This window comes from Dactylosporangium sp. NPDC048998 (assembly GCF_043197855.1).
Lineage (GTDB): Bacteria > Actinomycetota > Actinomycetes > Mycobacteriales > Micromonosporaceae > Dactylosporangium.
This window is the reverse complement of the sequence record NZ_JBICTV010000022.1, coordinates 35,898-61,535: the sequence shown is the minus strand read 5'-3', so window position 1 is coordinate 61,535 and position 25,638 is coordinate 35,898. Positions and strand designations below refer to the sequence as shown.

Below are 25,638 nucleotides of genomic sequence, written 5' to 3'. Positions count from 1 at the left end.
GTCAGTTCCTCCCGAGGATCGTGTGGCGGTGCTGCCAGGCCAGTTCAAGACATCCTGCCGCAGCGGGCGCGAGGCGCCCACCGTGGGCCAGCTCATCCAGCACGTGCCGGGTGAACGGCAGGGCCGACGTCGGCTGAACCTTGCCCGTCTTGACTACGACGCCTTCGTCGTTGCTGTCGACCATGTCGACGAACAGTCGGTCGTAGGTCTCGCCCTCGAAGACGGCCACGGTGAGCAGCTCGCCGTAGAGAGTCAGTGCGTCGAGGGCGACGCCGAGGCAGTACACGCGGATGCGGCCGGTGGTGCGGGCCGCCTCGAAGGACGCGAGCGGTTCGGCAGCGTAGTCGGCGGGGTTGCCGTCGCCGCCGTGTTCGGCGTTGCCGAGGAACTCTTCGCTGTACTCGCGCATGATGTTGCGCCACAGGTCGAAGTCGGCGGCCTGAGCGGCGGGCAAGATGCTCGAGGGCTGGAAGACGCCCGCCGGCATGATGTGCAGCATCCCGCCGGCCACGGCGACGTTGCCCGCGCTGCGGTTGTGCAGCACGAACGTGGCGCCGTCCGCGTCGAGCCGGATGGTGAGGGTATCGGTGGACGAGACCAGGGCGCGGCGGTGGAGGTCGAATGGGTCACCCAAGTGGCGGCGGAACGTCAACCCGCGCCATGAGGCGGGCGAGATGCCCCCGGCCGTGCCGGTGAGGTGCTGCGCGGCCATCTCGTGCGCGAAGGCCTCGGCGGTGTCGACCATGCCGAAGTACGTAGAGGTGCTGAAGGTCAGCGCCGCATCGGCCTGGTCCCAGTCGACGCCGGTGAGCCGCCAGGCAAGCCGGTTCTCGAACAGCCGTGGGTGGTCGACGTCGCGGATTGCCTGGCTGTACCGCGCATAGCGCCGCTCTTCGCTGGCCAACGGCCGCGTGTGGGCGCTGGCGTCTTCGGTGCCGGTGACGTCCGGTTCGCTGGCCGCGCTGTCGAGGGCGACGCCGAACGCAGCCAGCTCGAGTGGCGCGCTCGGCAACCAGCTCGGCGGCGCGATGAGGCCGGTGGTGCCTATGCGTAGTTCGGCGTCGTAGAGCCGGACGGCCTCCCGTGCGAGGGCGACCCGGTGAGCGTTGAGGGCGCGGCGCGTCGTGCGCCACTGCTGCTGGCTCTCCACGACGCGGCGGGGCATCTCAGGCTCATTCGTGTCGCTGCGGATCGCGAACACGTCGGCGGTCTCGGCGCGCGGCGAGCTCGTGACGCGCGGGCGCGTGAGGCCGAGTTCGGCGACGGACACGCCGAAGTGCTCGGCGAGCAACTTGCGGTAGAAGGGCGTGGCGCCTGTGATGCCCCGCTCCCAGCGGCTGACCTGGTTGGCCGTGATGGCGAGCGGGCGGCCGTACTTCGCGCCCAACGCGTTGAGCGCCTCGGCGACGTCCTGCTGAGTCTCGCCGGCATTCTCCCGCAGGTTGTAGAGCACAACGTTCGGCGTGGCGTCGGCCGCGCTCGAGGGCACTTGGTACCTCCCCAGGGTCGTCAATCTGCCCGATGTGTTGCCGGATGCCTACTGGATGCCTACAGGCTGACGAGCGTCAGCCGTATAGCCGCCGTTCTATGTGTGCCGCGTGGCTGGTGTGCTTGAGGCATGACGGAGATGGCTCACGACGAGCCGCCGGACCGCTTCGGTCCGGGCGGCGCTGGCGGGATGCCGTGGTCCCGGGCGACCTTGCGGATGTACGCCCCGGTGAACGGCGACAGCCGCTCGACCTCGGTCGGCGGGACGCCCGCCTTCAGCGCCGCGACCACGGCCGCGATGGCCTCCTGGCGGGCCTGCTCATGGGCGGTTTCCGTGCGCCGGTAGCGCTTGGTCGCGCCGGCTAGTTCGTCTCGGGCATCGACCGCAGGTTCATCGCTCACTCACACACCGTACCGCAACAGGCTTGCGCAACAGACCCGCGTATCGCTACCGTGTTGCGCAACAGAGAAGCGCAACTCTTCCACTGGAGGTTGAGGAAGTTGTCCCCCGAAACGCCCCACTTCGGCCCCGGCCACGTCCTGGCCGACGTCGCCGCGCGGCACTGCGACGGGCACCGCTCACCGCTCTCCCGCACCGTGGCCTGCGGCGCCTGTTGGGAACGGGCGATCCGCGACGACGAGCGGTTCGCTGTGGAGTGCGGCCTGCCGCGTGAGCTGACGCCTGACCCGGACTACGTGGACGAGATCGCCGTGGACCTCGCCTGCCGGGGCGAGCGGGTCGAGCTGACCCGGGTGGAGTTCGCCGCCGCCGTCGAGCGGCTGCGCGGCCGGGCGATGACGCCCACCGCGATCGCCAAGCGCCTGCACGTCTCGTACCACGCCGTCATCGCCGTCATCCCCGCCGAGCTGATCGGAGCCGCCGCATGAGCACCACGACCGCGCCGAGCGCGTACCCGTTCGACCTGTCCGCCCTACTGCCCCGCGCTCGAGAGATGGCCGTGCAGCTCGGCGAGGTCCCGTCGCGCAACCGGCTCATGAAGGAGCTGAAGGTGGGCGCGCCGAAGGCGACCGCGCTGCGCGAGGCATTGCAGGCCGCGGAGTTCACCGCCGCCCCGATCGCGCTGCCGGTCCTGCCCGACGTCGCGCCGGACCCGGAGCCGATCACCGTGAACCTCGAACCCGAGGCGGCCGAGGCGCCCGCGCTGGCCGATCTGGCGCCCGAGGCGGCGCCGCTGGCCACGGGTGACGGACACCCGGGCGCCGATGCCACCATCGACACCCCGGCGGCCGAGGCCGCGCCGGTCGCCCGGACGGTACGCCGACCGCGTTCCTGGCCGGTGATGCTGCTGGCCCTGCCCGCCTTCGTGGCGATCTGGTCCGGGTGGGTCGGCCTCGGCGAGCTGACCGGGTTCGGCGTCGTGCACCCGCTTCCCGGCATCGTGGACTCGTTCAGCCTGAACACCGCGATCACGCTGCCGATCGGCGTCGAGACGTACGCCGCGTACGCCCTGTTCGTGTGGCTGACCGGCACCGCGCCGGTCGCCGCACGCCGGTTCGCCCGCGCCTCGGCGATCGGCTCCCTGGTCTTCGGCGGCGCCGGTCAGGTGGCCTATCACCTGCTCACCGCCGCCGGAGTTACGCATGCCCCCTGGTGGATCACCACGGCGGTTGCCTGCCTGCCCGTCGCCGTGCTCGGCATGGGCGCCGCCCTCGCGCACCTGATCCACGCCAACCACGAGTAGCGCCGCCCGGTGCGCGGCCCCATGGCCTAGGAAACCTGGCCGCGCACCGGTCCCCATCTCTCCACAAGGAGTCAGGAGACCTCCAGCATGACGAACAACCACTCCGACCGCGAGGACCCGAACGGGTTCGACTGGTCGACCTACGAAGCCGAAGTGGCCGACGTCGCCGACGTGGTCGACCTCGGCGCGGCCCGCGCCCGCAGGGGCGGCCCGGCCGCTGCGGGGCACTTCGACGTCCCGCTCGATGACGAGCCCGAGCCCGGCGGCGTGCTGGTCGACGCGCCGCCGGCCGACCCCAAGGGCCGCCGCCCGATCATCCCCGGGCGGCTGCTGGGCTGGCAGAACTTCAAGGCGGCCGTGCGCGACATCGCTGAGGACGTCTTGCACCGCGCCGGCTACCACGCCGTGCGGGCGCCCTGGTACACGGTGCAGGCTGGATTCTGGGCCGCCGTGGGCGTGTTCAAGCTCGTCGGGCGGCAACTGCGCTGGTGGTGGCTGTCGGAGCAGTACGGGCTGCGGCAGGCCGCGGCCGACGCCAACGACCCGGCTACCTGGTACAAGCTGCACCGCGAGGTCAAGGCCACGCGCGCGTGGCGCGGCATCGTCCTCGCCGCCGAGGCCCTGGCCCTCGGCATCGGAGGCCCGATCGCCTACGCGATGGCGCCCTGGTGGGTCGTTGGCTTGGCCGCCGCCGGGGCGGTGTGCGGGCTGGCCCGCATCGGACGGCCGCAGGACCGGCCCATCCTGCGCCCGGCCGTGGTGGAAGGCCGCTACCGCCGGGTCAACCCCGACATCATCCTGCGCGCCTACTACGCCGCTGGCCTCGGCCACCCGGACAAGCCCAACCAGCAGATCACCTTTGGCTCCACGATGTCCCGCGACACCACCGGCACCGGCTCGCAGGTGGTCATTGACCTGCCCTACGGCAAGACGTGGGAGGACGTGCTCAAGGCCAAGGGCGGCATCGCCTCCGGCCTCGACGTGTCCGTGAACCAGGTCTTCCTTACCCGCGACCCGTCCAGCCATCGGCGGCACCTGCTGTTCGTCGCCGACCGCGACCCCCTCGCCATCCCGGCCGGCCGCACGCCGCTGCTGGACGGCAAGCCCCGCGACATCTGGACTGAGGCGCCCCTCGGCCTGGACGAGCGCGGCCGGAAGGTGTCCCTGCTGCTGATGTGGATCAGCGTCCTGGTCGGCGCGCAGCCCCGCAAAGGCAAGACGTTCGCCGCCCGCCTCCTCGCCCTCTACGCGGCGCTTGACCCGTACGTGCGCATCATCGTCGTGGACGGCAAGATGTCGCCGGACTGGGACAAGTTCCGGCTGGTCGCGCACCGGATGGTGTTCGGCACCGTACCGAACAGCCGCGACAACGACCCGGTCGAGCACCTCCTCGAAGTGCTGCGCGAGGTCAAGGCCCACATCCAGGAGGTCAACGACTTCCTCGCCTCGCTGTCCACTGCGGAGTGCCCGGAGGGGAAGATCACCCGGGAACTGTCGCGGAAGTACCCGCAGCTGCGGGTGTGGCTGCTCGTGATGGAGGAGTTCCAGGTCTACTACGAGCTGGACAGCCAAGAGCAGAACAAGGAAATCGCCGCGCTCCTCAGCTTCATCATGGCCGTTGGTCCCTCGGCGGGCGTGATCCTGCTGTCCAGCAGCCAGAAGCCCTCCGGCGTCGGCGCCGGCGACGTGGGGCGGCTGTTCAACCGCTACCGCGACAACCACGCCGTGCGGTTCGCCCTCAAGTGCGGCAACCGCCTGGTGTCTGAGGCGATCCTCGGCGGTGAGGCGTACTCCGAGGGCTACGACGCGTCGGCGCTGCCCAACGGCCCGCAGTACCGCGGCGTCGGCTACCTCTACGGCTCGACCGACGACACCCCGACCGTGCGCACGTACCTCGCCGACCACGCCGACGCCGAGCGCATCCTCACCGCCGCCCGCAAGCACCGCGAAACGGCCGGCACGCTGTCCGGCGCCGCGATCGGCGAGACCATCACCCGCGACATGCGCGACACCCTCGCCGACGTCCGCGCCGTCTTCCTGCCCGGGGAAAAGGGCCTGCACTGGCCGGTCATCGCCGCCCGGCTCGCCGAGCAACTGCCCGAGCACTACGCCGACATCACCGCCGACGCCATCTCGGCACAACTCCGCGACCGTGTACCGAGCGTGAACGTCAAGGTCCGCGGTGAGGTCCTCCGGGGCGCCCGGCTCGCCGACATCGACACCGCGATCGAGCGCCGCAAGAGCGCCTGAACGGTAGCGGCGGCCCTGCTACCGGTAGCGCTGCCGCTACCCACCCCGCTACCAACCTGGCCAGCCGCTACCCACACCGGTAGCAGGTAGCGCCAGCAGCCCTCTGCACCCAAAAACCGGCCCTGGAGGCACCCACGTGACCCCGCTCGCCGCTACCGCTACCCACCAACCGGCCGCCGCCGCACTCCTCTTCCTCGCCCTCATCGTCATGACGCTCGGTTACGCAATGGCGTGCTGGCTCTGGCCGTTCGTCGCCTGCCGCCGCTGCCACGGCACCGGCAAACGCCGCGCCCTGTTCGGCGGCAAGGCGTTCGGCATCTGCCGCCGCTGCGACGGCACCGGCCGCCAACTACGCCCCGGCCGCCGCGCCCTCAACTACCTCCGCACCCTGCACGCCAACGACACCAGCCACCGCAAGGGAGGCACCCGATGACCACGCTCGCCACCCGCCGCGCCGCACGCGCTGCCCAGCGCCACCCGGACTGGTGCGCCCAGGGCCACCGCTGCAACCTCGGCGAACACCGCGCCGACCCGCTCGTCATCGCGCTGCCCGGCTACGGCCGGGCGACCCTCACCCGCGTACGCGGCGCGGACGGCCGGGAGCACGCCGAAGTTCGGCTCACCATCGCCCTGGCCGACGACGAGCCGTGCGCGCGGGTGCAGCTGCTCGGCCTTGCCCGCGACCTGGCCGCCATCATCGGCCGCGCCACCCGCGCCAGCGCTCGGAGGGCTGCCTGATGCCACAGCGGATCCAGCGGCGCCGCACCCCTGGTTGGCGCATGCCCGCCGGGGCCATCTACGTCGGGCGGCCGACCCGGTGGGGCAACCCATTCCCCGCGATCCCAACTCCGGCCGGCAGGGCGGCGGCCGTGGCCCTGTACACCACCTGGCTCACCGCGCGTCCCGACCTGCTGGCGGCGGCCCGCCGCCAGCTCACCGGCCGTGACCTGGCCTGCTGGTGCCCGCTCGATCAGCCCTGCCACGCCGACGTCCTGCTCTCCGCACTCAACCGATCCGAGGGAGGAACCACGAATGGACCTTCGGCCTGACTCCCAAGCGTTGCTGCGCAACGCGATCGACTACATCGGGCGCGGCTGGCCGGTGTTCCTGCTCGGCCGGACCAAGCGGCCCATGGCCAACTGCGACGCCTGCCGCGACGCCGCGCCGGACCACGACCGCGACGCCTGCCCCTGCCTGTTCTGCCACGGCCTCTACGCCGCCACCCTCGACCCGCAGCGCATCACCGCGATGGTCGCCGCGCAGCCGACCGGCCTCCTGGCGATCCGCACCGGCGCGGTTGCCGGCCTGGTTGTCGTCGACATCGACCCCGGCCACGGCGGCGCCCTCGACCCCGCACTCATGCCGCAAACCTCTTGTGTCGTCACGGGAAGCGGCGGGTGGCACCTGTACTACCGCCACCCGGGAACGGCCGTCCTGAACAGCCAGGGCCGCCTCGGCGAGGGCATCGACGTGCGCGGGGACGGCGGGTATGTCGTTGCGCCGCCGTCGATCCACCCACGCACCGGCCGCCCGTACCGGTGGGTTAGCGGGCGGCCGGTGGTTGAGATGCCCCCGGGTCTCGTCGCCGCCTGCCGACCCGCGCCGGCCACGGAGCCGTCGACGGGCACGGCCAGGGCGACGAGCACGACGTGGGGCGGGGGCATCTCGTCACCCGACGCGTTGCTCAAGTCCCTGCTCGACACCGTCCGCCACGCGCCGAAGGGCCGCCGCCGCGCCACCCTGTACGGCTGCGCTCGAGGCGTTGCCCGGATGGTCGCCGCCAACACCATCAGCCTCCGCGACGCCATGAACGCCTTGTACGACGCCGGGATGGGCGCCGGACAGACCGACCGCGAGACCCGCGCCGCCATCGCTGGCGGCTTCCGAGACGAGGGAGTTGCCGCGTGAATACCGGACCGGTTAACGGCGCTGAGATCCTCGACGCGCTACGCGCCACCATCACCCGCTACGTCGTGCTTCCCTCGGCCGAGGCGGTCGACGCCGTGACCCTGTGGATCGCCGCGACACACGCCCAGGCCGCGTGGGCGCACGCTCCCCGTTTGGTCATACGTGCCCCGGAGAAGCGCTGCGGCAAGTCCCGTCTCCTCGATGTCGTGGAGGGCACCAGCTGCAACCCGCTCATCACCGTGAACGCCTCACCGGCCGCCGTCTACCGCGCCATCGGCACCGACGAACCGCCGACGCTGCTGGTGGATGAGGCGGACACCATCTTCGGCGGCAAGAACGCCGAAGCGAACGAGGATCTGCGCGGCCTGCTCAACGCCGGCCACCAGCGCAACCGGCCCGCGATCCGGTGGGACAACAACACGCACCGGCTGGAGAAGATCCCCACGTTCGCCATGGCGGCTCTCGCCGGGATCGGCGCCATGCCCGACACCATCGAAGACCGCGCCGTGGTGGTCCGCATGCGGCGCCGGATGGCCGGCGAGACGGTTGCCCCGTACCGGCACCGCCGCGACGGCCCGGCACTGCGACAGCTGGCTGCCGACCTCTTCGCATGGCTTCGGGGGCATCTCGACACCCTCGAGCGCGCGGAACCGGCGATGCCGCTCGAGGACCGCGCCGCCGACACCTGGGAGCCGCTGATCGCTGTCGCTGACCTCGCGGGCGGCAACTGGCCGACGCGCGGCCGGGCCGCCGCGAGCGTCCTCACCGCCGAGGCGGACGAGACCGGGCCGGTGTCCAACCGCATTCGGTTGCTGGCCGACATCCGGACCGCGTTCACAACGCTCGGCGACCCGCCGGCCGCGACCACAGCCGACCTACTCGCCGCGCTCAACGACGACCCCGAAGGGCCGTGGCAGAGCTTCGGCCCGGCAGGACTGACCGGCAAGCGTCTCGGCGACATGCTCCGGGAGTTCGGCATCAGTTCAACTACGCTGCGTTTCCCCGTCGGGCAGGCGAAGGGCTACCAGCGCGAGGCGTTCGCCGACGCTTGGCAGCGCTACTGCCCCGCTTCCGCCGTCCCATCCGTACCAAACGTACCAAGCTCCTTTTCCCAGGTCAGTGCTGGTACGGATTGCATCCCTGGTACGGATCAATCCGTACCACCCAACCAATCCGTACCAGGTTTGAGCAGCAAAAACGAGCTTGGTACGGATGGTACGGATACCCCGCGGGAAGTGCGCGCGGGAGGTGGCGCGTGACGATTACGGCCGATGTTCCTGCGCCGTCGGCGCCCCGTCCATCCGTCACCGTGCGTAAGGCGCTTTGGAAGATCCCCGAGGCGATGGAGTTGCTCAGCATCAGCCGGACCGTGATCTACGAGCAGATCCGCGCCGGTCGCCTCCGCACCGTGAAATGCGGCCGCACGCGACTCGTGCCCGATAGCGCCATCGGCGAGTACGTCGCGCTGCTCGAGCGGGAGGCGGTCCGATGACAGCGCGACGGGGACGCGGTGAGGGAAGCATCTACTGGGACGAGAAGCGGCAGCGGTTCATCGCCGCCGCCGTGGTGGGCTACACGCCCGCGGGCAAGCGCATCATGCGCCGGGGGAGCGGAAAGACCAAGACCGAGGCGCGCAACAAGCTCAAGGAGGTCCTGCGCGACCACGAGGACGGGTTGGCGATCGCGCCGGCCAACTTCACCGTGGCGGACGCTGTCCGCGATTGGCTCGCCTACGGGCTCACCGGTCGCTCAGCGAAGACGGTGGCCAAGTGCACCGGGCTGTGCAACACCCATGTCATCCCGGACCTCGGCGCACGGAAGCTCCGGGCGCTCAGCGCGACCGACGTCGACAAGTGGCTCGCAGCGAAGGCCAAGACGCTCAGTACCGCGACGCTGCAGAACCTGCACAACTACCTCAACAGGGCCGTCACCAGAGCGATGGCCCGCGACAAGGTCAAGCGCAACGTGGTCGCGCTCTGCGGCATCCCCACCGGCCAGCCTGGACGGCCGTCGAAGTCGCTGAACCACGCCGAGGCGACCGCCCTGCTCGACGCGGCCCGTGGGGCGCCACTCGAGGCGTACATCGTGGTCTCGCTGCTCACCGGTGCCCGGACCGAGGAACTGCGGGCGCTCATGTGGTCGCACGTCGACCTCGACGGCCTGGCCGACGTCGACCCGCCCATCCCGCCCTCGATGCAGGTGTGGCGGTCGGTTCGGGCCGGTGGGGACACGAAGACCAAGAAGTCGCGCCGGACACTCGCGCTGCCGGGCCGGTGTGTGGCGGCTCTCCGAGCGCACCGCGCTAAACACCACGGAGAGGAGACGGGCCTGGTGTTCGCGACCTCGAGCGGCGCCGAGCTGGACGCGGCGAACGTGCGGCGCGGCTTCCGGTCGGTGGCGCGGAAGGCCGGGCTGACGGAACACAACTGGACACCGCGCGAGCTACGGCACAGCTTCGTGTCGCTGTTGTCCAGCGGGGGAATGCGGATCGAGGAGATCGCCGACCTCATGGGCCACGCCGGCACGCGGGTGACGGAGGCGGTCTACCGGCACGAGCTCCGCCCGGTGCTGTTGAGCGGGGCGGTGGCGATGGATCAGATCTTCGGGGGTATCTCGGAGGCGTAGGCACTCAGTTGGGCACTCAGGAATGACAAGAGGCCATGTCGATCATGTCGACATGGCCTCTGACCTGTGTGGGCGATACTGGGTTTGAACCAGTGACCTCTTCCGTGTCAAGGAAGCGCGCTCCCACTGCGCCAATCGCCCTCTGAGGTGCCTCACTTATGGTATGGCAACTTCGAGGTGGGAACGGGATTTGAACCCGTGTACACGGCTTTGCAGGCCGTTGCCTCGCCTCTCGGCCACCCCACCGTGGTGACAACCCGAGCGGACGACGGGATTCGAACCCGCGACCCTCACCTTGGCAAGGTGATGCGCTACCAGCTGCGCTACGTCCGCACCGCCAACTCGTACCTGGCGACGGATGGAAACTTTAGCCGACCGTCATCCCCCATGCCAAACCGGTATCCAGGTTCGGCGCGTCGAGTGGGGATGACCTGGGGTTTTACGTTGGGGAGGCGGCCAGGGCGGCGCAGGCGCGCAACCCGGAGTACCGCTGGGTGAGCTTTGTGGCGGCGGGGCCGGTGAGCGGCACGGGCTGGCCGGTGCCGGAGACGACGGCCGGCAGGAACTCGGTCTTCACCACGGACCTGGAGCGGACCGTGAGGCGCAGCACGCCCGTCTCGGTGCTCCTGGACGTGCCGTACCACAGGAAGTTTCCCATCCCGTACGCCACGAACGTGCCGCCCAGCCAGCCGGAGCCCTGCAGGGTGTGCGCATGCGCGCCGACGATGATGTCGGCGCCGGCGCGGGACAGCTGGGCGGCGAAGGTCTTCTGCTCGGCGTTGGCGCAGCCGTTGCCCTCCTCGCCCCAGTGGTTGAAGACGATCACGAGGTCGGCCTGGGAGCGGGCGGCGGTGACGGCGGCGGTCGCGCGTTTGGTGTCGAAGGCCATGGCGATGCCCGGCTTGTCGGGGCCGGGGGCCCAGGTGGAGGCGAGCTCGTGGACCTGGCTGAAGCCGAGCAGCGCGATCCTGACGCCCTTGACGGTGGTGTACCAGGGCGCGTAGGCCTCGTCGGCGGTGCGCCCGGCGCCGACGTACGGGTAGTCGGCGGCGTGCAGCGCGTCGAGCGTGTCGAGCAGGCCGACGCGGCCGTAGTCGAGGGTGTGGTTGTTCGCGATCGTCACGGCGTCGATCCCGGCCGCCTTCAGGGCGTCGATCGCCTTCGGCTCGGTGCGGAAGTGGTACGTCTTCGGCTCCGGCGTGCCCCGCGACGTGATCGCGGTCTCAAGGTTCACGACGGTGAGGTCTGCGTCGGACAGGGTGGACGCGATCGGGCCGAATGCGGTCGCCGGGTCCTTCAGCAGCGTCGCGGTGCGCTCCATGAAGTGCACGTCGCCGGCGAAGGCCAGCCGCAGCTCGGCCGGCTGCGCAGCGGCGGCCGCGGCGGAGGGCGGGCCGGACGGGGCGGCGGGGTTCGACGCGGGCGTCGCCGGGGTCGCGGGCGTCGCGCCGCACCCCGCGAGCAGCAGGGCGATCGCGAGCACACGCACCTTCACGGGCGTCACGCTAACGGGCGACGGCCCCCGCCGGGGAGCCCCGTGGCCGAATGCGCTAAGATATTGCCTCAGTGCGGACGTAGCGCAGCTGGTAGCGCATCACCTTGCCAAGGTGAGGGTCGCGGGTTCGAATCCCGTCGTCCGCTCTCTTTTTAGCTTCTTTCCCGCAGCCGAGCTAGAGCTGCTCCACGTGGATGTCGAGCTGGCCCGGCCGGAGTTCCTCGACACGGTGGCCGAGTTCGCGCAGCGTATCGGTGAGCCGCGCCGCGGTGTGCGGCCGGGCGCCGGAGTCGAGCAGCGCGCGCACCATGCGGCCCTTGGTGGCCTTGTTGAAGTGGCTGACGACCTTCCTGCCGTGCAGCACCCGGACGGTGACCGCGTTGCGCGGCGCCCACATGGCCGCGTAGGCCGACGAGCGCAGGTCCAGCACGAGCTCATCACCGGCGAGCTCGTCGAGCGGCGCGGCGAGCGCCCGCCGCCAGTGCGCCGCGAGCGGCCCGGCCGAGGGCAGCCGGACGCCGATCGAGCACCGGTACGGCGGGATGCGGTCGCCGATCCCCACCACGCCCCAGAGCCCGGAGAACACGAGCAGTTGCCGCGCGGCGCGCCGCTTGGCCGCGGCGTCAAGCGTGCCGAGGTCGAGCGCGTCGTACAGCACGCCGGTGTAGACCTTCCCGGCCGGCACTGCGGCGGCCGTCTCCAGCCGGGCGTTCCGCTCGACCTCGCCGGCCTGCCCGGCGCCGAGCCCGAGCGTCTCGATCGCCCCCGCCGGGTCGGCGCTGAGCTTCACGAGGTCGTCGAGCACGGCCTGCCTGGCCTCCCGCAGCACCGGGAGCGTGAGCCGGTCGAGGTCGAGCGGGTTCCCCCGACGCGGGGCGTCGGCCTTCCCCTCAGAGGGCGGCAGCAGGATGAGCACGGCCAGACGCTACCCCGCGCACGACCTGTGGCCGTAGCGGCTGCACGACCACCTCGACGGTCTCCGCGTCGAGCGTCTCGACCGTGCCGTCGGCCCGCCGGATCTCGAGCACGGGGACGCCGCGCTCGATTCCCAGCCCCGCCCGCTCGTCGGACGTGGGCATCCGGCTGATGAGCCGGCTGCCGGCCTCGAGCGCGAACCGCCGCCGATCGGGCCGCCGCCGCACCCGCGCCGGCCGCCCGCGCTGCGTGGTGACCAGCCCCTCCTCCCGCAGAATCGCCAGCGCCCGCCGAATCGTCATGAGGCTGACGGCGTGCAAATCGACCAGCGCCGCCTCGGACGGCAGCACCTGCCCCTCGACGTACTCCCCGAGCGCGATCTGTTCCCGCAGCACATCCGCAACCTGCAGATACTGCGCCTTGCACGGCTCCACCAAGGCCAGTCTTCTCAGCATGGCGGCAAATATAGCCTACTGGCCGTATGGCCCTAATACCCATTTACCTGCTGACACGAAGAACGTTCGACTACTAAGGGTGCCGACGCCGTCACTTTCGGGTGCTTCTTGGTTGCGAGACGGTGAGAGTCCTCAAGGCTCGGCGTGTCGCTCAACGCGCTGTGGCGTTCGAACACCGGTACAGTCGCCCCCGATGAATCTTGTGCCTCTCGCGCCCCGCCTGCGCCGCACCGCCCGCCGAGAGTTCGGCTGGGAAGAGCTCCGCCCCGGACAGCTACCGCCGATGCGCGCCCTGCTCAAGAAGCGCGACGCCCTCGTGGTGTTACCCACCGGGGGCGGCAAGTCCGCCATCTATCAGGTTCCGGCCACGCTGCTGCCCGGGCCCACCATCGTCATCTCACCACTGCTGGCCCTCCAGCAGGACCAGATCGCCGGGCTCAACCGGCGCCGCGCGGGCCAGGCGGTGCGGGTCAGCTCCGCCGAGACGCCCAACCAGCAGCGGGCCGCGCTGCAGGCGCTCGCCGAGGGCACCGCCCGGTTCCTGTTCATCACCCCGGAGCAGCTGGGCAACCCGGAGCGGCTCGCCGAGGTCCGGGCGCTGCGGCCCCGGCTGGTCGCCGTGGACGAGGCGCACTGCGTATCGGCCTGGGGGTACGACTTCCGGCCCGATTATCTGCAGCTCGGGCACCTCATCCGCGAGCTGGGCCGGCCGCCGGTCGTCGCGTTGACCGCCACCGCCTCGCCGCCGGTGCGCGCCGACATCACCGCCGCGCTCGGGCTGCGCGACCCGTTCACGCTCGTCGCCGGGCTGGACCGGGCCAACCTGGAGCTGGCCGCGGTGCACTGCACCAGCGACGAGCAGCGCTGGCAGCGCCTGGTCGCACAGATCGAGAAAGAGCCGAAACCCGGGATCGTGTACGCCCCGACGCGTGCGATCGCCGAGCAGTACGCGGAGCGCCTCGCCGAGCGCGGCATCGAGGCGGTCGCGTTCCACGCCGGGCTGGCCGGGGGCGAGCGCAACCGGCGCTACACCGACTTCATGGCCGACAAGATCCCGGTCATGGTCGCCACCAGCGCGTTCGGCATGGGCGTGGACAAGCCCAACATCCGCTGGGTGCACCACGTCGCCCTGCCCGACTCCCCGGACAGCTACCTGCAGGAGATCGGTCGCGCCGGGCGGGACGGTGCGCCGGCCCGCACGATCCTGTTCTTCCGCCCCGAGGACGTGGCCCTGCAGCGGTTCTTCGCTGCGGGCGCGCCCGACGCGAAGGAGCTGACCCAGCTCGCCGCCGCGCTGCGCGAGGGCCCGGCCACGCGCACCGCCCTGGCCACCCGCAGCGGGCTGCCGGCCCGGCGGATCACGTCCCTGCTGAGCCTGCTGGAGCAGGTCGGCGCGGTCGAGGTCGGCGCCGGCAACAAGCTGACCGCCGCGCGGTATGCGCCGGTGCCCGCCGAGGCCGCGCGCCTGGCGCTGGCGCAGTTCGAGCGGCACCAGACGCTGCGCCGGTCCCGGATCGACATGATGCGGCAGTACGCCGAGAGCGCCGGCTGCCGCGGCAACGCGCTGCTGGCCTACTTCGGCGAGCAGGCCGAGCGCGCCTGCGGGCACTGCGACAACTGCGCGAACGGCACCGTGGTCGTCGACCCGGTGGTGCCGCGGCAGCCGTGGTACCGGCGGCTCTTCGCCAAGCCCGTCGAGCGCGTCGCCGCCGTCGAGGTGAAGGTCGACGACGACCGGCCGTTCCCGGTCTCCAGCGAGGTGCGGCACACCGCGTGGGGCACCGGCACCGTCATGGCGTACGAGCAGGACCGCGTGGTGGTGCTGTTCGCCGAAGTTGGGTACAAGACGCTGTCCGTGCCGATCGTGCGGAAGTCGAAGCTGCTGGAGCCGGCGTAGAGTCCGGCTCATGACCCGCGTGCCGAGCGACCTGCAGGAAGCCAACCGCAAGCTCATCGCCGAGTTCCGCGGCAGCGGCCGGCGGTTGGAGGGCCGGCCGCTGCTGCTGCTCACCACGACCGGGCGGCGCAGCGGCAGGCCCTACACGACGCCGATGATGTACGTCCGGCTCGACGACCGGCTGCTCGTCATCGCCTCCGCCGCCGGCGCGGCGAAGCATCCCGACTGGTACCGCAACCTCGCCGCCGACCCCGCGGTCACCGTGGAGGCCGACGGGGAGGAGTACGCGGCCACCGCCCGCCCGGCGACCGGAGCCGACCGCGACGCGCTGTTTGCCCGGATCGTCGAGCAGTACCCCTTCTTCGCCGACCACCAGGGCGGCATCGAGCGGCAGATCCCGGTCGTCGAGCTGGTCCGTTAGGCGGGGCTGATCACGCGCTCGGGCTCGACGTGTTCGCGCGCCGAGCCCTCCGCGGCGCCCTCCCCGCGCCACCAGGAGTCGGAGTGGTACTCCTCGGGAATCTCGTCCTCCCACGGGTCGAGGCCGAGCCGGTCCATCTCGTCGAACCAGGCGTCCCGGCGCGACTGCGGCAGCCGCCCCCCGCACCACGGGCAGAAGCCGATGACGACCATCGACGTGCCGCCGTCGCGGATCGGCAGCCCGTACTCGTCGAACCTCGACATGTAGACGACCACCACGTCCGGGTCGTCCCAGGGATCCTCGTAGGCGACTCCGGACAGTTCCAGTTGCGCGCGCATGCCGTCGCAGCAGTGTCGTAGCACCGCAGGAGTATGCACCGCCGGACTTCCGCGACGAAAAATGGCTGTTCAGGTGTCATCTCGGGGATAGTTCGGGTCGCCCGCCCGGCGATACGCTCCCGCCATCAGCTCGCACAACGCGTCAGGCCGGTGGCACGTTTCCGGGATTTCCGGACGAGAAACCCCGAATACCGTGATCAGTGTCAGGCCGGACACCGCATAGACCATCATCCTGCAAGACCCCGAGAGGACCCTCAGCATGAGCGACTTCGAGACCGGCGACACCGGCGACACCGGCACCGACTACGGCCACTACGAGGCGGGCCACGAGAGCGGCGAGCTCGACCAGCTGCACCAGGCCCACGGCAGCGAGGCCGACGCCCAGTCGCAGTTCGGCGTCTACGAGCAGGACCACCACTCGGCGGAGTCGACGGCCTTCTCACAGGGTCACCACGTCGAGTACGACGCGCCGGCCGCCGTGCACTACGAGTCGGACGACTACACCAACTACAGCCACAGCGCCGAGGTCGACGACCACGTGTTCGCGGCCGAGGGCAGCGAGAGCTCGCACCAGGCGGAGTTCTCGGAGCTCGACGCGCTGGAGCAGAAGTTCGACGCCGCGTTCGCGAAGGGCACCGAGTTCCACACCGGCATCGAGGGCGCCGGCGGCGCCGGCGAGCTCGGCCCGGCCAGCAGCTGAGCCGTTTCGCACCACGTGCTCGGACCGGGGCCGGGCGGCGCGCACAGTGCGCCGCCCGGCCCCGTCGCTTCGCAGCAGAATTTATCCGATATTTCGTAGTAACCGTGCTTATACCGTATAAGTCGGATAAATCTGGCGGGCCAGCGCACATCCAGCATTCACGAAGCCGCGCCGTTGGCGGTCAGCAGGGCCTCGGCCGCCGCCGTGCGCACGTTCAGGACCGAGCGGCCGCAGCGGTGGGTGCGCACCAGGCCGGCCGCCCGCAGTACCGCCAGGTGCTGGGACACGCCCCCGGCGGTGAGCCCGGTCCGCTCGGCGAGCACCGTCGTCGACGCCGGGGCGGCGAGCTCGGTCAGCAGCCGGGCCCGGGCGCGCCCGACGAGGGCGCCGAGCGCGCCCGGCGGTGCCGGCGGGGACTCCCACAGGGCGCCGACGCCGCGGGGCGGATAGGCCAGCTGCGCCGCCACGCCGAAGACGGTGAGCACCGACGGCCACACGAAGACCGACGGGACGAGGACGAGGTCGCCGCCGTCGGGCACGTCGGGGGCGGCGCACCAGCGCTGCAGGACCGAAAGGGTGCCGTCGGCGAAGGTCACCTGCGCGTGCAGGTCGTTGAGCAGGCCGCCGACGCCGTCCGCGGCCAGGCGGCGGGCGCGGGCGAACACCTCGGCCTCGAGCAGGGCGCGGATGCGCGGCCAGTCGGGCTCGATGGCGGCGGCGAAGTACGCGCGGATCTGCGCCGCCAGGGCGGCCGGGTCGGGCGGCGGGGCGCCGAGCAGCGCCGCCTGCCCGGCCGCCGCGGCCGGCGGCGTCGCCGCCAGCATCTCCAGCTCCTCGTCCAGATCCGCGAACGGTCCGCGCGGGGTCGGGGTCAGGAAATCCGGGATGTACCCCGGGGCCGGCGGCACCAGCGCGAACAGCTCCGGGAAGCGCAGCCCGCGCATGCGGCCCGCCCACGGCAGGTGGATCGCGTGGGCGCCCGGGTCGCGCAGCACCCGGATGCTCGCGATCGCCTCCCACAGCGGCGACACGGCGAACCGGATCTTCGCCATCGCGCTGGCGGAGAGGTCGATCGACACCACCGGTACAATTTAGTCCTGACTAAATCGTTGGGGAGCACCCGCACGGCGGCGAAAGAATTGCCGCCATGACGACCCGCGCCGCCCGCTTCCGGGCCCTGCACTCCGACACCCAGCCCCTCGTGCTCGTCAACGCCTGGGACGCCGCCTCGGCCCGCGTCATCGCGGCCGCGGGCGCGCCGGCCATCGCGACGACCTCCGCCGGGGTCGCGTGGACGCTCGGCGCTCCGGACGGCGACGCGCTGTCCCGGGCGGCCGCACTGGAGCACCTGGCCCGCATCGTGCACGCGGTGCCGGCCGACCTGCCCGTCACCGCGGACATCGAGTCCGGCTTCGGCGCCACCCCGGCCGACGTCGCGGTCACGATCCGCGGCGTGCTGGAGGCCGGCGCCGTCGGCATCAACCTCGAGGACACCGAGCGCGGCGAGACGGCGGGCCTGCGCGCGGTCGAGGATCAGCAGGCGCGCATCGCCGCGGCCCGGGGCGCGGCCGACGACGCCGGCGTCGAGCTGTACATCAACGCGCGCGTGGACACGTACTTCCGCGGTGCGCCCGAGGAGACGATCGCGCGGGCGGAGGCGTACCTCGCGGCCGGCGCGACCGGCATCTTCGTCCCCGGCGTCGCGGACCCCGAGGCGATCGCGGCCCTGGCCAAGGCGATCCCGGCGCCGCTGAACGTCCTCGCCGGGCCGGGCTCGCCGCCGGTCGCCGAGTTCGCGGCGCTGGGCGTGGCGCGGGTGAGTCTGGGCTCGTCGGTCGCGGAGGCCGCCTACGCCCTGGCCCGCCGGGCGGCGCGGGAGGCGTACTCGACCGGCACGTACGGCGCCCTCACCGACTCCTACGACTTCGGCGAGCTGAACACCCTGATGTCGGGCCCCACCGCGACGGGTTGAGCCCCGCAGCGGGTGAACTTCGCCCAGGCCCTGGCGCCGCTAACCGGTGCCGTACTCGTCGTAGCCGGCGAGCAGGTGCGCGCGCGTGCCGGTCAGGTGGGGCTCGATATCGCCGACGCGGGCCAGGGTGAGCTCGGCCGGGGTCAGCCCGGACGCCCGCAGCAGCAGTCCGGGCACCTCGTCGAGGATCGCCAGCCAGCCGCGCCCCTCCGCCTCGCCGAGCGGCTCGTCGGGCCAGCGGGAGAACGGGTGGGGCACGCCGTCGACGGCGATCCCGACGCGCTGCGGCGCCGGCGTCGACGCGGCGCGCAGGGCCCGCTCGGCGGCGCGCCGGTCGCCGGGGGTCTCCCCCGCGGCGGCCATCCGCAGGTCGATCAGCAGCGGCATCGGCGGGCCCGCGGTCGTGATCACCTCGATCCAGGGGCCGCCGGCGGTGTCGCCGAACAGCAGCCCGGCGTGCATGAGCCGCTCGTCCTCCCAGCCCCACACACCGATGCGACAGGGCCCGCCCCACCCGGCCGGCCCGTACAGCGGCAGCGCCGTCGCACTGGCGCGGATGCGGTTCGCCTGCTGGTCGATCAGCGCGGTGAACTCGATCCGGTTGAGTCGCCCCCCGTATCGCATGCGTTCGATCGTGCCGTATCAACGACCCCCGCAGGATGCCCCGCATCCCTCGGCGCCACCCCCGTCGTATGCAAATTGCGGAAGGGACTCAGCGCGCCTCGGGGGTCTTCTCCACGCACCGCACGCCCGGCGTTCACGGCCGGTGACAGCGGTCAGACCACCTCTTCGATCTTCGCCGTCGCCACGTCGAAGATGAAGCCGCGCACGTCCTCCCGGTGCGGCAGCCACGTGCACTCGCGCACGGTGCGGATCGAGCCGCGCATGGTGTCGTGCAGGTCGACGAAGCCGGGCACGTCCCAGCTGGGCGCGATGCCGGACTCCGCCGTCAGCTCGGCGCGGAACTCCGGGTCGTCGAAGCCCTCCATGCCGCACTCGGTGTGGTGGATGAGCACCACCTCGCGGGTGCCGAGCTTGCGCTGGCTGATCGCGAGGGAGCGCAGCACCTCCTCGGTCGGCAGGCCGCCCGCGTTACGGATCAGGTGCGCGTCGCCGATCTCCAGGCCCAGCGCGCCGAACAGGTCCAGCCGCGAGTCCATGCACGCGACGACGGCGAGGCGCAGCTTCGGACGCAGCGGGCGCGGCCCGGGAAAGGTCTCGGTGTACCGCTCGTTCGCGTGGATCAGGTGGTCGATCGCGGACATAACCGAAGTGAATCAGATCCTTCATCCGAACGGCTGATGTGTTGGTCACACGAGTCCAATCTCACCCACCCGTTAATGTCTCTGCGTGACCGATTGGGATGTGGCGATCATCGGTGGCGGCCCGGCCGGTCTTTCGGCCGCGTACGAGTCCGCGCGCCGCGGTGCGCGCACGCTCGTCCTGGAGAAGGCCGTGCACCCGCGGTACAAAACCTGCGGCGGCGGTTTGATCGGCTTCACGGTGGGCGCGGTCGCCGACCGGATCACGATCCCCGCCGACGACCACATCGAGCGCGCCGAGTTCACCCTCGACGGGCGCGCCGCCTTCGCCCGCACCGCGCGCCGCGCCCCGCTGCTGACGATGGTGCGCCGCCCGGGCTTCGACGACACCCTGCGCCTGGCCGCCGAGAAGGCCGGCGCCACGGTACGCCAGGCCACCGCCGCTCGCGCCCTGGAGCAGACCGCGGACGGCGTGCGCATCCGGCTCGCCGGCGGCGAGGAGGTGACCGCCGGGGTGGCGATCGGCGCGGACGGCTCGTCGGGGATCACCGCCCGCCACGTAGGCGTCGAGTACGGCCAGGTCGACCTGGGCCTGGAGGTCGAGCTGCCGATCGACGGCCCGCGGCAGGAGCACTGGCGCGGCCGCCTGCTCATCGACTGGGGGCCGCTGCCCGGTTCGTACGGGTGGGTCTTCCCCAAGGGCGACCTGCTCACCGTCGGCGTCATCGCGGCCCGGGGGGAGGGCGAGCGGACGAAGGCGTACCTGCGCGCGTTCGTCGACCGCCTGGGCCTGTCCGGGATCGAGCCGGTGCACGACTCCGGCCACCTGACCAGGTGCCGTACCGACTCGTCCCCGCTGCGCAAGGGCGGCGTCATCGTGGCCGGCGACGCCGCCGGCCTGCTCGAGCCGTGGACCCGCGAGGGCATCAGCTTCGCGGTCCGCTCGGGTGCCCTGGCCGGCGCCGCGGCCGCGGACGGCGACCTGCCGCGGTACGAGCGCGAGGTCGAGGCGACCCTGGCCCCGCCGATGCGCGCCGGCCACCGCCTGCTGGCCACCTTCGCCCGCCACCCGGGCCTGTTCCACGCCATGCTGCGCACCCCGCCGGGCTGGCGGATGTTCGAGCGCTTCTGCCTGGGCGAGACGTCCTTCGACCGCACGGTGGAGCGGTTCCCGGTGCGGATCGCGCTGCGCCTGCTCGGCTGAACCTACTTGACGACGATGCCGAGCGCCGATGCGAGCGCAGGCGCGAGCTCGATCAGCTGCCGCCCGTCGACGATCGCCCCGCGCAGCGACTCCGCCCCTTCGGCGACGTCCAGCTCCCGGGCCCCGCGCAGGTCCACCTTCTTGCACTTGACCTGCGACAGCCGCGCGTTGCGGATCGCGGTCCCCGGAAACGTGACGTTGGACAGCGACGCGCCCGCGCAGTCGAGCTCGTTGAGCTCGCAGTCCTCGAACACCACGTCGACGAGCGTCGCCCCACGCAGATTGAGCGTGTCGATCTTGCAGCGCTGGAAGACGACCCGCCGCAGCCGCGAGCCGTATGCCTGCACCCCGGCGAGCGAACTGTCCAACATGGACACATCGAGCCACTCGGCCTCGACGAGCCGCACCCCCACCCACCGGTTGCGGCTGAGCCAGACCTCGCTGAACCGCGCCCGCTCGAGCCCCACGTCGGCCAGCACCACCCCGGTGAACGCCGACTCGATGAACTTGACGCTGGTCGCCTCGCCGCCGTCCAGCTCGACCCCGTCGAGGTGTACCTCGGTGTAGTTCCCGTCGTGCTCGAGCGCCCCTTCGTCGTGCCGCTGCAGATAGGCGGCGTACGCGAGCTCTTCCAACGACTGCGCGACGGGCATACCCCTACCCTACGGTCCGCCGGTCACCGCGGCGGTGCGGTCGTGGCGCGCACCATCAGCTCCGGCGCGAAGACCAGCTCGCGATGCCGGTGGCCGGCCGCCCCCTCGGACAGCAGCAGCTCCGCCGCGACCCGCCCCATCTCGCGGATCGGCCGGCGCACGGTGGTCAGCGGCGGCTGCACGTGCGCCGCGAACGGCAGGTCGTCGTACCCGACCACCGACATGTCGTCGGGCACGCCCAGCCCGCGCTCCCGAAGCGCCCGCACGACGGCGACGGCCGCGATGTCGTTCAGGCACACCACCGCACTCGGCGGATCGGTGCAGTGCAAAAGATCCGAAACCGCCGCATCGGTACCGCCGAAGAACCCCTCCTGCGCAATGCGCACCTCGACCGGCGGTTCGAGCCCCGCCTCGGCGAGTGCGCGGCACAGCCCGTCCTTCCGGTCGCGCACCGGCCCGGCATCCCAGCTCGCGGACAGAAACGCGATCCGCCGATGCCCCAGCGCGATCAGATGCTCCCCCGCGAGCCGCCCTCCGGCGACGTGGTCGACCGCGACGGCACAGAGGTCGAGCGCCCCGCGCGGGGCGTCGAGCAGCACCACCGGCGTACCCCGCGAGCTGATGGCCCCGACCTCGGCCAGGTTCTCCCCGGTCGGCGTGACGATGATCCCCCGGGGCGACTGCTCCTCCAGCAGCCGCAGGATCCGCAGCTCCTTGTCGGGCTGCACGTCGGTGCTGCACGCGAGCACCAGACACCCGGCCTCGTCGAGACGATCCTCGATGCCACGATTGAGCTCGGCGTAAAACGGGTTGGCTTGATCGAGCGTGACGGAGCCGACGAGCCTGCTGGGCATCCCGCGCAACTGCCGCGCGGGCCCGCTGCGCACAAACCCGACGCTGGCCATCGCATCCTCGACCCGCCGCCGCGTACCCTCGGCGACCACCGCAGGATTGTTGAGCACATTGGCGACGGTGCTGACCGACACCCCCGCCGCGCGCGCCACGTCCCGCATGCCACTACGCCGTACGGCAGACCTGTGCTGCGCGGCATCGACCACAGCGCGCACGATACCGCCGCAATCTCAATACCCGCCGCCCCGCCGATCGACCCGCCTCTACCCACCGCTCCCGCCTGCCGCCACGGCCCCGCGCCGCCCGATGAATGGTCCGAACCAGCAACCCACCACCGTCAGGGTTCTCCATGATCGCGGAGTGAACGCGTACCAGGCGGTACGAGGACACTCCGCGATCACGGAAGACCCTGTGTACGCGGCCGCCGAACGCGTGATCACGGAGACTTGCTCACGGACTGGCGCTACCAGCCGATTACGGTCGCACTAAATGCTGAAATATCGGATAAGTCCGGCGCGTCAGCGTCGGACTTATCCGACTTCGTCGGAAGCAGCGGGGATGGGGCGCGGGCGCCTGCGTCAGGACGGCTCGGGGCGCTGGCGCAGCGTCACTGCCGCCGTCAGGGCCAGGGCGGCGAAGATGACCGCGCCCACCGCGCCGACCACGTTGAGGCCGCTCGTGAAGGCGTTGCGCGCGGCGTCGAGGAGGCCGGGCACCCCGCTCGCCACCTGCAGGGCCGCGGTCAGGCTGCTGCGCGCCGCCTGCGGGGCTCCGGCCGGCAGGTCGAGCTGCGTGCGGTACACCAGCGTCCCGAGGCTGCCGAGCAGCGCCACGCCGACCGCGACGCCGAACTCGCCGCTCGTCTCCGAGATCGAGGCGGCCGAGCCGGCCTTCTCCGGCGGGGCGGACGCCATCATGAGGTTCATGGTGAGGGCCATCGGGAACGAGATCCCCGCGGAGGCCAGCACCAGCCCTACGACGAGCAGGCCGGTGCCGTGCGGGTCGACCTGCGTGACCACGGCCAGGCCGGCGCCCGAGACGGCGAGGCCCACTGCGGCGACGGTGCCGGCCGGCAGGCGGCGGGCCAGGGCCGGTGCGACCAGCGAGCCGATGATCATCGCGACGTTTTGCGGGATGAGCAGCACGCCCGTGGAAAGTGGCGCCAGGCCGGCGACGTTCTGCAGGTAGAGGCTGGACAGCAGGGACAGGCCGGCCATCACGACGCCGCCGAGGAGCATGATGCCCAGGGCCGTGCTGAAGATGCGGCTCGCGAACAGGCGCAGGTCCAGCAGCGGGTCGGGCAGCCTGCGCTGGCGGCGCACGAAGAGCGTGCCGAAGGCGATGCCGGCGGCGAGCGCGGCGAGCGCGGCCGGGTGGAGGCCGTCGCGGGCGAGGGACTTCAGGCCGTAGACGACGGGCAGGATCGCGGCCAGGGAGAGCGCCACGCTGGGCAGGTCGATGCGATGCTCGGGGCGCTCCGGCCGATACTCCGGCAGCAGCACCGGCCCGGCGACGAGCAGCAGGAGCATGAACGGCACGCCGAGCAGGAACGCCGAGCCCCACCAGAAGCGCTCCAGCAGCAGGCCGCCGACGAGCGGGCCGAGCGTCATGCCGCCCATGAAGCAGCTGAACCACACGCCGATGGCCACGCCCATGCGCTTCGGGTCTGGGAACATGTTGCGGATCAGCGCCATGGTCGACGGCATGAGGGTGGCGCCGGCGACGCCCAGCGCGGCGCGGGCCGCGATGAGCATCGCCGGGCTGGTCGCGTACGCGGCGGCGACCGACGCGACGCCGAACGCCGCGGCGCCGGTGAGCAGCAGGCGCCGCCGGCCGATCCGGTCGCCGAGCGCCCCCATCGTGACCAGGAACCCGGCGAGCATGAACGAGTAGATGTCGAGGATCCACAGTTGCTCGGTGCCGTCGGCGTGCAGGTCGGCGCTGAGCTTCGGCAGGGCGAGGTACAGCACGCTCACGTCGAGCGAGAGCAGCAGGGTCGGCAGGGCGAGCACGGCCAGGCCGACCCACGGGTTGCGACGCATCGCCGGATTCCTTTCGGGTCGCTTTCGGGTGGCTTTCGGGTCGCGGGGGAACGCTCAGGCGAAGACCTCGGCGAGCCAGGCGGTCCACGCCCGCTCGGCCTCGGCCTGCTCGACGTCGGCGAAGAGGTGGTGCCCGGTCAGGATCACGCCGCCGCGGCCCACGAAGCGCAGCAGGGCGTCGTCGGTGCGCACGCCCAGGAAGCTCGGCTCCAGCACGGTGTCGACCACGCCGCGGATCTCCTCGCCGCCGATCGTCAGGCGGACCGCGTCGCCCTCGGCGACGTCCTTGGGCAGGCCCAGCGCGCCGGTGACGGCGTTCCACACCACGTCCTGGTCGCTCTGCTGCGGCCCGAACGCGGCGACCGGCACCGCGGTGCGGCCGGGGAAGTGCTCCACGTACTGCGCGAGCGTCCGCAGGTACAGCGGGTTGCCCTTCTTCAGCGCGTCGTACTCCGACTCCCAGTCGCCCGACAGGATGCCGCTGTGCACCAGCCGCAGCGCGGTCGAGCCGCCCTCGCGGCCCTCGATGAGGTACTCGAACCCCATGAACGAGCCGTCCTCGGCCGCCGGGCCGCGGTAGGCGAAGTGCCGGTTCGGCTCGTACGCGGTGACCGTGGACGTGGCCGTGAAGCCCGGCATCGCCATGCTCGTCTCGCCGCCGACCCGGGGCTCGACCTCGTTGCGCCCCATGAACCAGGAGTCGATGCCCGGCCCGGTGGCGATGGCCGCCCAGACCTGCTCGGGCGTCGCGGCGAGGTCGATGTCGTGGACCAGCTGGAACTCGTGCGTGTCGGACATTTCAAGATCCCTTCGATTCGGTATCGCCGGATTCGGCGCCTCGGATGCTCGGATGGATGGCGACGATGACCCGGTGGTCGCGGCCACCGGGCGCGTTCTCGTCGTGGTAGCGGCTCACCAGCGCGGTGACCGCCGCGGTCAGTTCCTGGGCGAACGCGGCGCGGTCGGCCGCCGAGGCGAACCGCACCGTGCCGTCGAGCGCGAACGTGGCCACCGGCTTGCCGGCCTTCGCCGCCCCGGTGATCAGCTGCCCGGTCTCCTTCACCAGCCGCGCCGCGAGGGCGAGCAGCCAGCGCGCGGAGAGCCGGTCGGGCGAGCGCGCGGGGTCGGGCTGCACGGCCGCGAGCGCGACGGGCGAGATCACGAACGACGCCGCGGTCGCCCGCAGCACCCGCTCGGTGACGTTGCCCTTGCGCCGCTCCTCGACCAGCTCGACGAGCCCGTGCGACTCGAGCGTCTTGAGGTGGTAGTTCACCTTCTGCCGCGGCAGCCCGACGATCGCCGCCAGGCTGGTCGCGGAGTGCGGCTCTGCGAGCAGTGCCAGCAGCCGCGCCCGCACCGGATCGAGCGCGACCTCGGCCGCCCCCGCCTCCTCGATGACTCCCACTTCGAACATGTCTCAACAGTAGGAGCCGACAACTTCTCCTGTCAAGACAAAAA

Annotated in this window: 29 protein-coding genes and 4 tRNA genes; 16 read left to right on the top strand and 17 right to left on the bottom strand. The window is 71.8% G+C overall.

Annotated features, from left to right (window positions below; all coding sequences use genetic code 11):
- Position 1: 1 nt before the first annotated feature.
- Positions 2 to 1,489: an XRE family transcriptional regulator gene (locus ACGFI8_RS34325; RefSeq protein ID WP_392810996.1), complete on the bottom strand. Its 1,488-nt coding sequence runs from the start codon at positions 1,487 to 1,489 to the stop codon at positions 2 to 4.
- Between the two features lie 143 nt (positions 1,490 to 1,632).
- Entirely contained in the window at positions 1,633 to 1,890 is a 258-nt protein-coding gene (locus ACGFI8_RS34320; RefSeq protein ID WP_392810995.1) for a hypothetical protein, read from the bottom strand.
- A 99-nt stretch (positions 1,891 to 1,989) separates the two neighbouring features.
- Between ACGFI8_RS34320 and ACGFI8_RS34315 the strand changes: the two genes are divergently transcribed.
- The 10 genes from ACGFI8_RS34315 to ACGFI8_RS34270 all read left to right on the top strand — a co-directional run bounded on the left by ACGFI8_RS34315 (position 1,990) and on the right by ACGFI8_RS34270 (position 9,974).
- On the top strand, positions 1,990 to 2,376 hold the full coding sequence (locus tag ACGFI8_RS34315; protein WP_392810994.1) for a hypothetical protein: 387 nt from the start codon (positions 1,990 to 1,992) through the stop codon (positions 2,374 to 2,376).
- Positions 2,373 to 3,191, top strand: a complete 819-nt coding sequence (locus ACGFI8_RS34310) for an ABC transporter permease (protein ID WP_392810993.1) — start codon at positions 2,373 to 2,375, stop codon at positions 3,189 to 3,191. The genes ACGFI8_RS34315 and ACGFI8_RS34310 overlap by 4 nt, the downstream gene beginning before the upstream one ends.
- An 87-nt stretch (positions 3,192 to 3,278) precedes the next feature.
- Positions 3,279 to 5,441: a cell division protein FtsK gene (locus tag ACGFI8_RS34305; RefSeq protein ID WP_392810992.1), complete on the top strand. Its 2,163-nt coding sequence runs from the start codon at positions 3,279 to 3,281 to the stop codon at positions 5,439 to 5,441.
- A gap of 136 nt (positions 5,442 to 5,577) precedes the next feature.
- Positions 5,578 to 5,874 (top strand): hypothetical protein, encoded by a 297-nt coding sequence (locus tag ACGFI8_RS34300; protein WP_392810991.1) that lies wholly within the window; start codon positions 5,578 to 5,580, stop codon positions 5,872 to 5,874.
- Complete coding sequence (locus ACGFI8_RS34295) at positions 5,871 to 6,179, top strand: hypothetical protein (RefSeq protein WP_392810990.1); 309 nt, start codon at positions 5,871 to 5,873, stop codon at positions 6,177 to 6,179. Before ACGFI8_RS34300 ends, ACGFI8_RS34295 begins: the two co-directional genes overlap by 4 nt.
- Positions 6,179 to 6,490: a DUF4326 domain-containing protein gene (locus ACGFI8_RS34290; RefSeq protein WP_392810989.1), complete on the top strand. Its 312-nt coding sequence runs from the start codon at positions 6,179 to 6,181 to the stop codon at positions 6,488 to 6,490. Before ACGFI8_RS34295 ends, ACGFI8_RS34290 begins: the two co-directional genes overlap by 1 nt.
- Positions 6,474 to 7,349, top strand: coding sequence for a bifunctional DNA primase/polymerase (locus ACGFI8_RS34285; protein ID WP_392810988.1), 876 nt, complete (start codon positions 6,474 to 6,476; stop codon positions 7,347 to 7,349). Before ACGFI8_RS34290 ends, ACGFI8_RS34285 begins: the two co-directional genes overlap by 17 nt.
- Entirely contained in the window at positions 7,346 to 8,608 is a 1,263-nt protein-coding gene (locus ACGFI8_RS34280) for a DUF3631 domain-containing protein (RefSeq protein WP_392810987.1), read from the top strand. The genes ACGFI8_RS34285 and ACGFI8_RS34280 overlap by 4 nt, the downstream gene beginning before the upstream one ends.
- Before the next feature lie 83 nt (positions 8,609 to 8,691).
- Positions 8,692 to 8,841, top strand: coding sequence for an excisionase family DNA-binding protein (locus tag ACGFI8_RS34275; RefSeq protein WP_392811076.1), 150 nt, complete (start codon positions 8,692 to 8,694; stop codon positions 8,839 to 8,841).
- Positions 8,838 to 9,974 carry a tyrosine-type recombinase/integrase gene (locus ACGFI8_RS34270; protein WP_392810986.1) on the top strand — a complete coding sequence of 379 codons (1,137 nt, stop codon included), beginning with the start codon at positions 8,838 to 8,840 and terminating at the stop codon, positions 9,972 to 9,974. Before ACGFI8_RS34275 ends, ACGFI8_RS34270 begins: the two co-directional genes overlap by 4 nt.
- Positions 9,975 to 10,043: 69 nt before the next feature.
- On the opposite strand, the gene ACGFI8_RS34265 is transcribed toward ACGFI8_RS34270, so the two are convergent.
- The 4 genes from ACGFI8_RS34265 to ACGFI8_RS34250 form a co-directional block, all read right to left on the bottom strand.
- A tRNA-Val gene (locus ACGFI8_RS34265) sits at positions 10,044 to 10,115 on the bottom strand.
- A 34-nt stretch (positions 10,116 to 10,149) separates the two neighbouring features.
- Positions 10,150 to 10,220, bottom strand: a tRNA-Cys gene (locus ACGFI8_RS34260).
- Between the two features lie 14 nt (positions 10,221 to 10,234).
- Positions 10,235 to 10,307, bottom strand: a tRNA-Gly gene (locus tag ACGFI8_RS34255).
- A gap of 106 nt (positions 10,308 to 10,413) precedes the next feature.
- Positions 10,414 to 11,469, bottom strand: a complete 1,056-nt coding sequence (locus ACGFI8_RS34250; RefSeq protein WP_392810985.1) for a CapA family protein — start codon at positions 11,467 to 11,469, stop codon at positions 10,414 to 10,416.
- Positions 11,470 to 11,542: 73 nt separating this feature from the next.
- Here ACGFI8_RS34250 and ACGFI8_RS34245 point away from each other — a divergent pair.
- Positions 11,543 to 11,615 (top strand) — tRNA-Gly (locus ACGFI8_RS34245).
- A gap of 29 nt (positions 11,616 to 11,644) precedes the next feature.
- Here ACGFI8_RS34245 and yaaA read toward each other — a convergent pair.
- Together yaaA and ACGFI8_RS34235 are read right to left on the bottom strand one after the other, a co-directional pair.
- The gene (gene yaaA, locus ACGFI8_RS34240) at positions 11,645 to 12,385 is read right to left on the bottom strand and encodes a peroxide stress protein YaaA (protein WP_392810984.1); all 741 of its coding nucleotides are present in this window, start codon (positions 12,383 to 12,385) and stop codon (positions 11,645 to 11,647) included.
- Positions 12,360 to 12,839: a GntR family transcriptional regulator gene (locus tag ACGFI8_RS34235; RefSeq protein WP_392810983.1), complete on the bottom strand. Its 480-nt coding sequence runs from the start codon at positions 12,837 to 12,839 to the stop codon at positions 12,360 to 12,362. The genes yaaA and ACGFI8_RS34235 overlap by 26 nt, the downstream gene beginning before the upstream one ends.
- Positions 12,840 to 13,032: 193 nt before the next feature.
- On the opposite strand from ACGFI8_RS34235, the gene ACGFI8_RS34230 reads away from it, so the two are divergent.
- Positions 13,033 to 14,736: a RecQ family ATP-dependent DNA helicase gene (locus ACGFI8_RS34230; protein ID WP_392810982.1), complete on the top strand. Its 1,704-nt coding sequence runs from the start codon at positions 13,033 to 13,035 to the stop codon at positions 14,734 to 14,736.
- Positions 14,737 to 14,746: 10 nt separating this feature from the next.
- Positions 14,747 to 15,157, top strand: a complete 411-nt coding sequence (locus ACGFI8_RS34225; RefSeq protein WP_392810981.1) for a nitroreductase family deazaflavin-dependent oxidoreductase — start codon at positions 14,747 to 14,749, stop codon at positions 15,155 to 15,157.
- Here ACGFI8_RS34225 and ACGFI8_RS34220 read toward each other — a convergent pair.
- Positions 15,154 to 15,519, bottom strand: coding sequence for a DUF6980 family protein (locus tag ACGFI8_RS34220; protein WP_392811075.1), 366 nt, complete (start codon positions 15,517 to 15,519; stop codon positions 15,154 to 15,156). The two genes, ACGFI8_RS34225 and ACGFI8_RS34220, sit on opposite strands and share 4 nt — an antisense overlap.
- Before the next feature lie 235 nt (positions 15,520 to 15,754).
- On the opposite strand from ACGFI8_RS34220, the gene ACGFI8_RS34215 reads away from it, so the two are divergent.
- The gene (locus ACGFI8_RS34215) at positions 15,755 to 16,195 is read left to right on the top strand and encodes a hypothetical protein (RefSeq protein ID WP_392810980.1); all 441 of its coding nucleotides are present in this window, start codon (positions 15,755 to 15,757) and stop codon (positions 16,193 to 16,195) included.
- 158 nt (positions 16,196 to 16,353) lie between these two features.
- Here the strand turns inward: ACGFI8_RS34215 and ACGFI8_RS34210 are convergent, their stop codons facing one another.
- Positions 16,354 to 17,277, bottom strand: coding sequence for a helix-turn-helix domain-containing protein (locus ACGFI8_RS34210; protein WP_392810979.1), 924 nt, complete (start codon positions 17,275 to 17,277; stop codon positions 16,354 to 16,356).
- A 65-nt stretch (positions 17,278 to 17,342) separates the two neighbouring features.
- Here ACGFI8_RS34210 and ACGFI8_RS34205 point away from each other — a divergent pair, with 65 nt between their 5' ends.
- Positions 17,343 to 18,167, top strand: coding sequence for an isocitrate lyase/phosphoenolpyruvate mutase family protein (locus ACGFI8_RS34205; RefSeq protein ID WP_392810978.1), 825 nt, complete (start codon positions 17,343 to 17,345; stop codon positions 18,165 to 18,167).
- Between the two features lie 39 nt (positions 18,168 to 18,206).
- Here the strand turns inward: ACGFI8_RS34205 and ACGFI8_RS34200 are convergent, their stop codons facing one another.
- Both ACGFI8_RS34200 and ACGFI8_RS34195 read right to left on the bottom strand, forming a co-directional pair.
- Positions 18,207 to 18,791, bottom strand: a complete 585-nt coding sequence (locus ACGFI8_RS34200) for a hypothetical protein (RefSeq protein WP_392810977.1) — start codon at positions 18,789 to 18,791, stop codon at positions 18,207 to 18,209.
- Positions 18,792 to 18,943: 152 nt separating this feature from the next.
- The gene (locus ACGFI8_RS34195; protein WP_392810976.1) at positions 18,944 to 19,432 is read right to left on the bottom strand and encodes a beta-class carbonic anhydrase; all 489 of its coding nucleotides are present in this window, start codon (positions 19,430 to 19,432) and stop codon (positions 18,944 to 18,946) included.
- 85 nt (positions 19,433 to 19,517) lie between these two features.
- Between ACGFI8_RS34195 and ACGFI8_RS34190 the strand changes: the two genes are divergently transcribed.
- Complete coding sequence (locus ACGFI8_RS34190) at positions 19,518 to 20,633, top strand: geranylgeranyl reductase family protein (protein WP_392810975.1); 1,116 nt, start codon at positions 19,518 to 19,520, stop codon at positions 20,631 to 20,633.
- 2 nt (positions 20,634 to 20,635) lie between these two features.
- On the opposite strand, the gene ACGFI8_RS34185 is transcribed toward ACGFI8_RS34190, so the two are convergent.
- The 5 genes from ACGFI8_RS34185 to ACGFI8_RS34165 form a co-directional block, all read right to left on the bottom strand.
- Positions 20,636 to 21,286 (bottom strand): pentapeptide repeat-containing protein, encoded by a 651-nt coding sequence (locus ACGFI8_RS34185; RefSeq protein ID WP_392810973.1) that lies wholly within the window; start codon positions 21,284 to 21,286, stop codon positions 20,636 to 20,638.
- A gap of 23 nt (positions 21,287 to 21,309) precedes the next feature.
- Positions 21,310 to 22,299 (bottom strand): LacI family DNA-binding transcriptional regulator, encoded by a 990-nt coding sequence (locus ACGFI8_RS34180; protein ID WP_392810972.1) that lies wholly within the window; start codon positions 22,297 to 22,299, stop codon positions 21,310 to 21,312.
- A gap of 417 nt (positions 22,300 to 22,716) precedes the next feature.
- On the bottom strand, positions 22,717 to 24,180 hold the full coding sequence (locus tag ACGFI8_RS34175; RefSeq protein WP_392810971.1) for an MFS transporter: 1,464 nt from the start codon (positions 24,178 to 24,180) through the stop codon (positions 22,717 to 22,719).
- Positions 24,181 to 24,234: 54 nt separating this feature from the next.
- Entirely contained in the window at positions 24,235 to 24,978 is a 744-nt protein-coding gene (locus ACGFI8_RS34170) for an SRPBCC domain-containing protein (protein ID WP_392810970.1), read from the bottom strand.
- Position 24,979: 1 nt separating this feature from the next.
- A complete protein-coding gene (locus ACGFI8_RS34165) occupies positions 24,980 to 25,594 on the bottom strand; it encodes an ArsR/SmtB family transcription factor (protein ID WP_392810969.1) in 615 nt (204 codons plus the stop codon).
- Between the last annotated feature and the right edge of the window lie 44 nt (positions 25,595 to 25,638).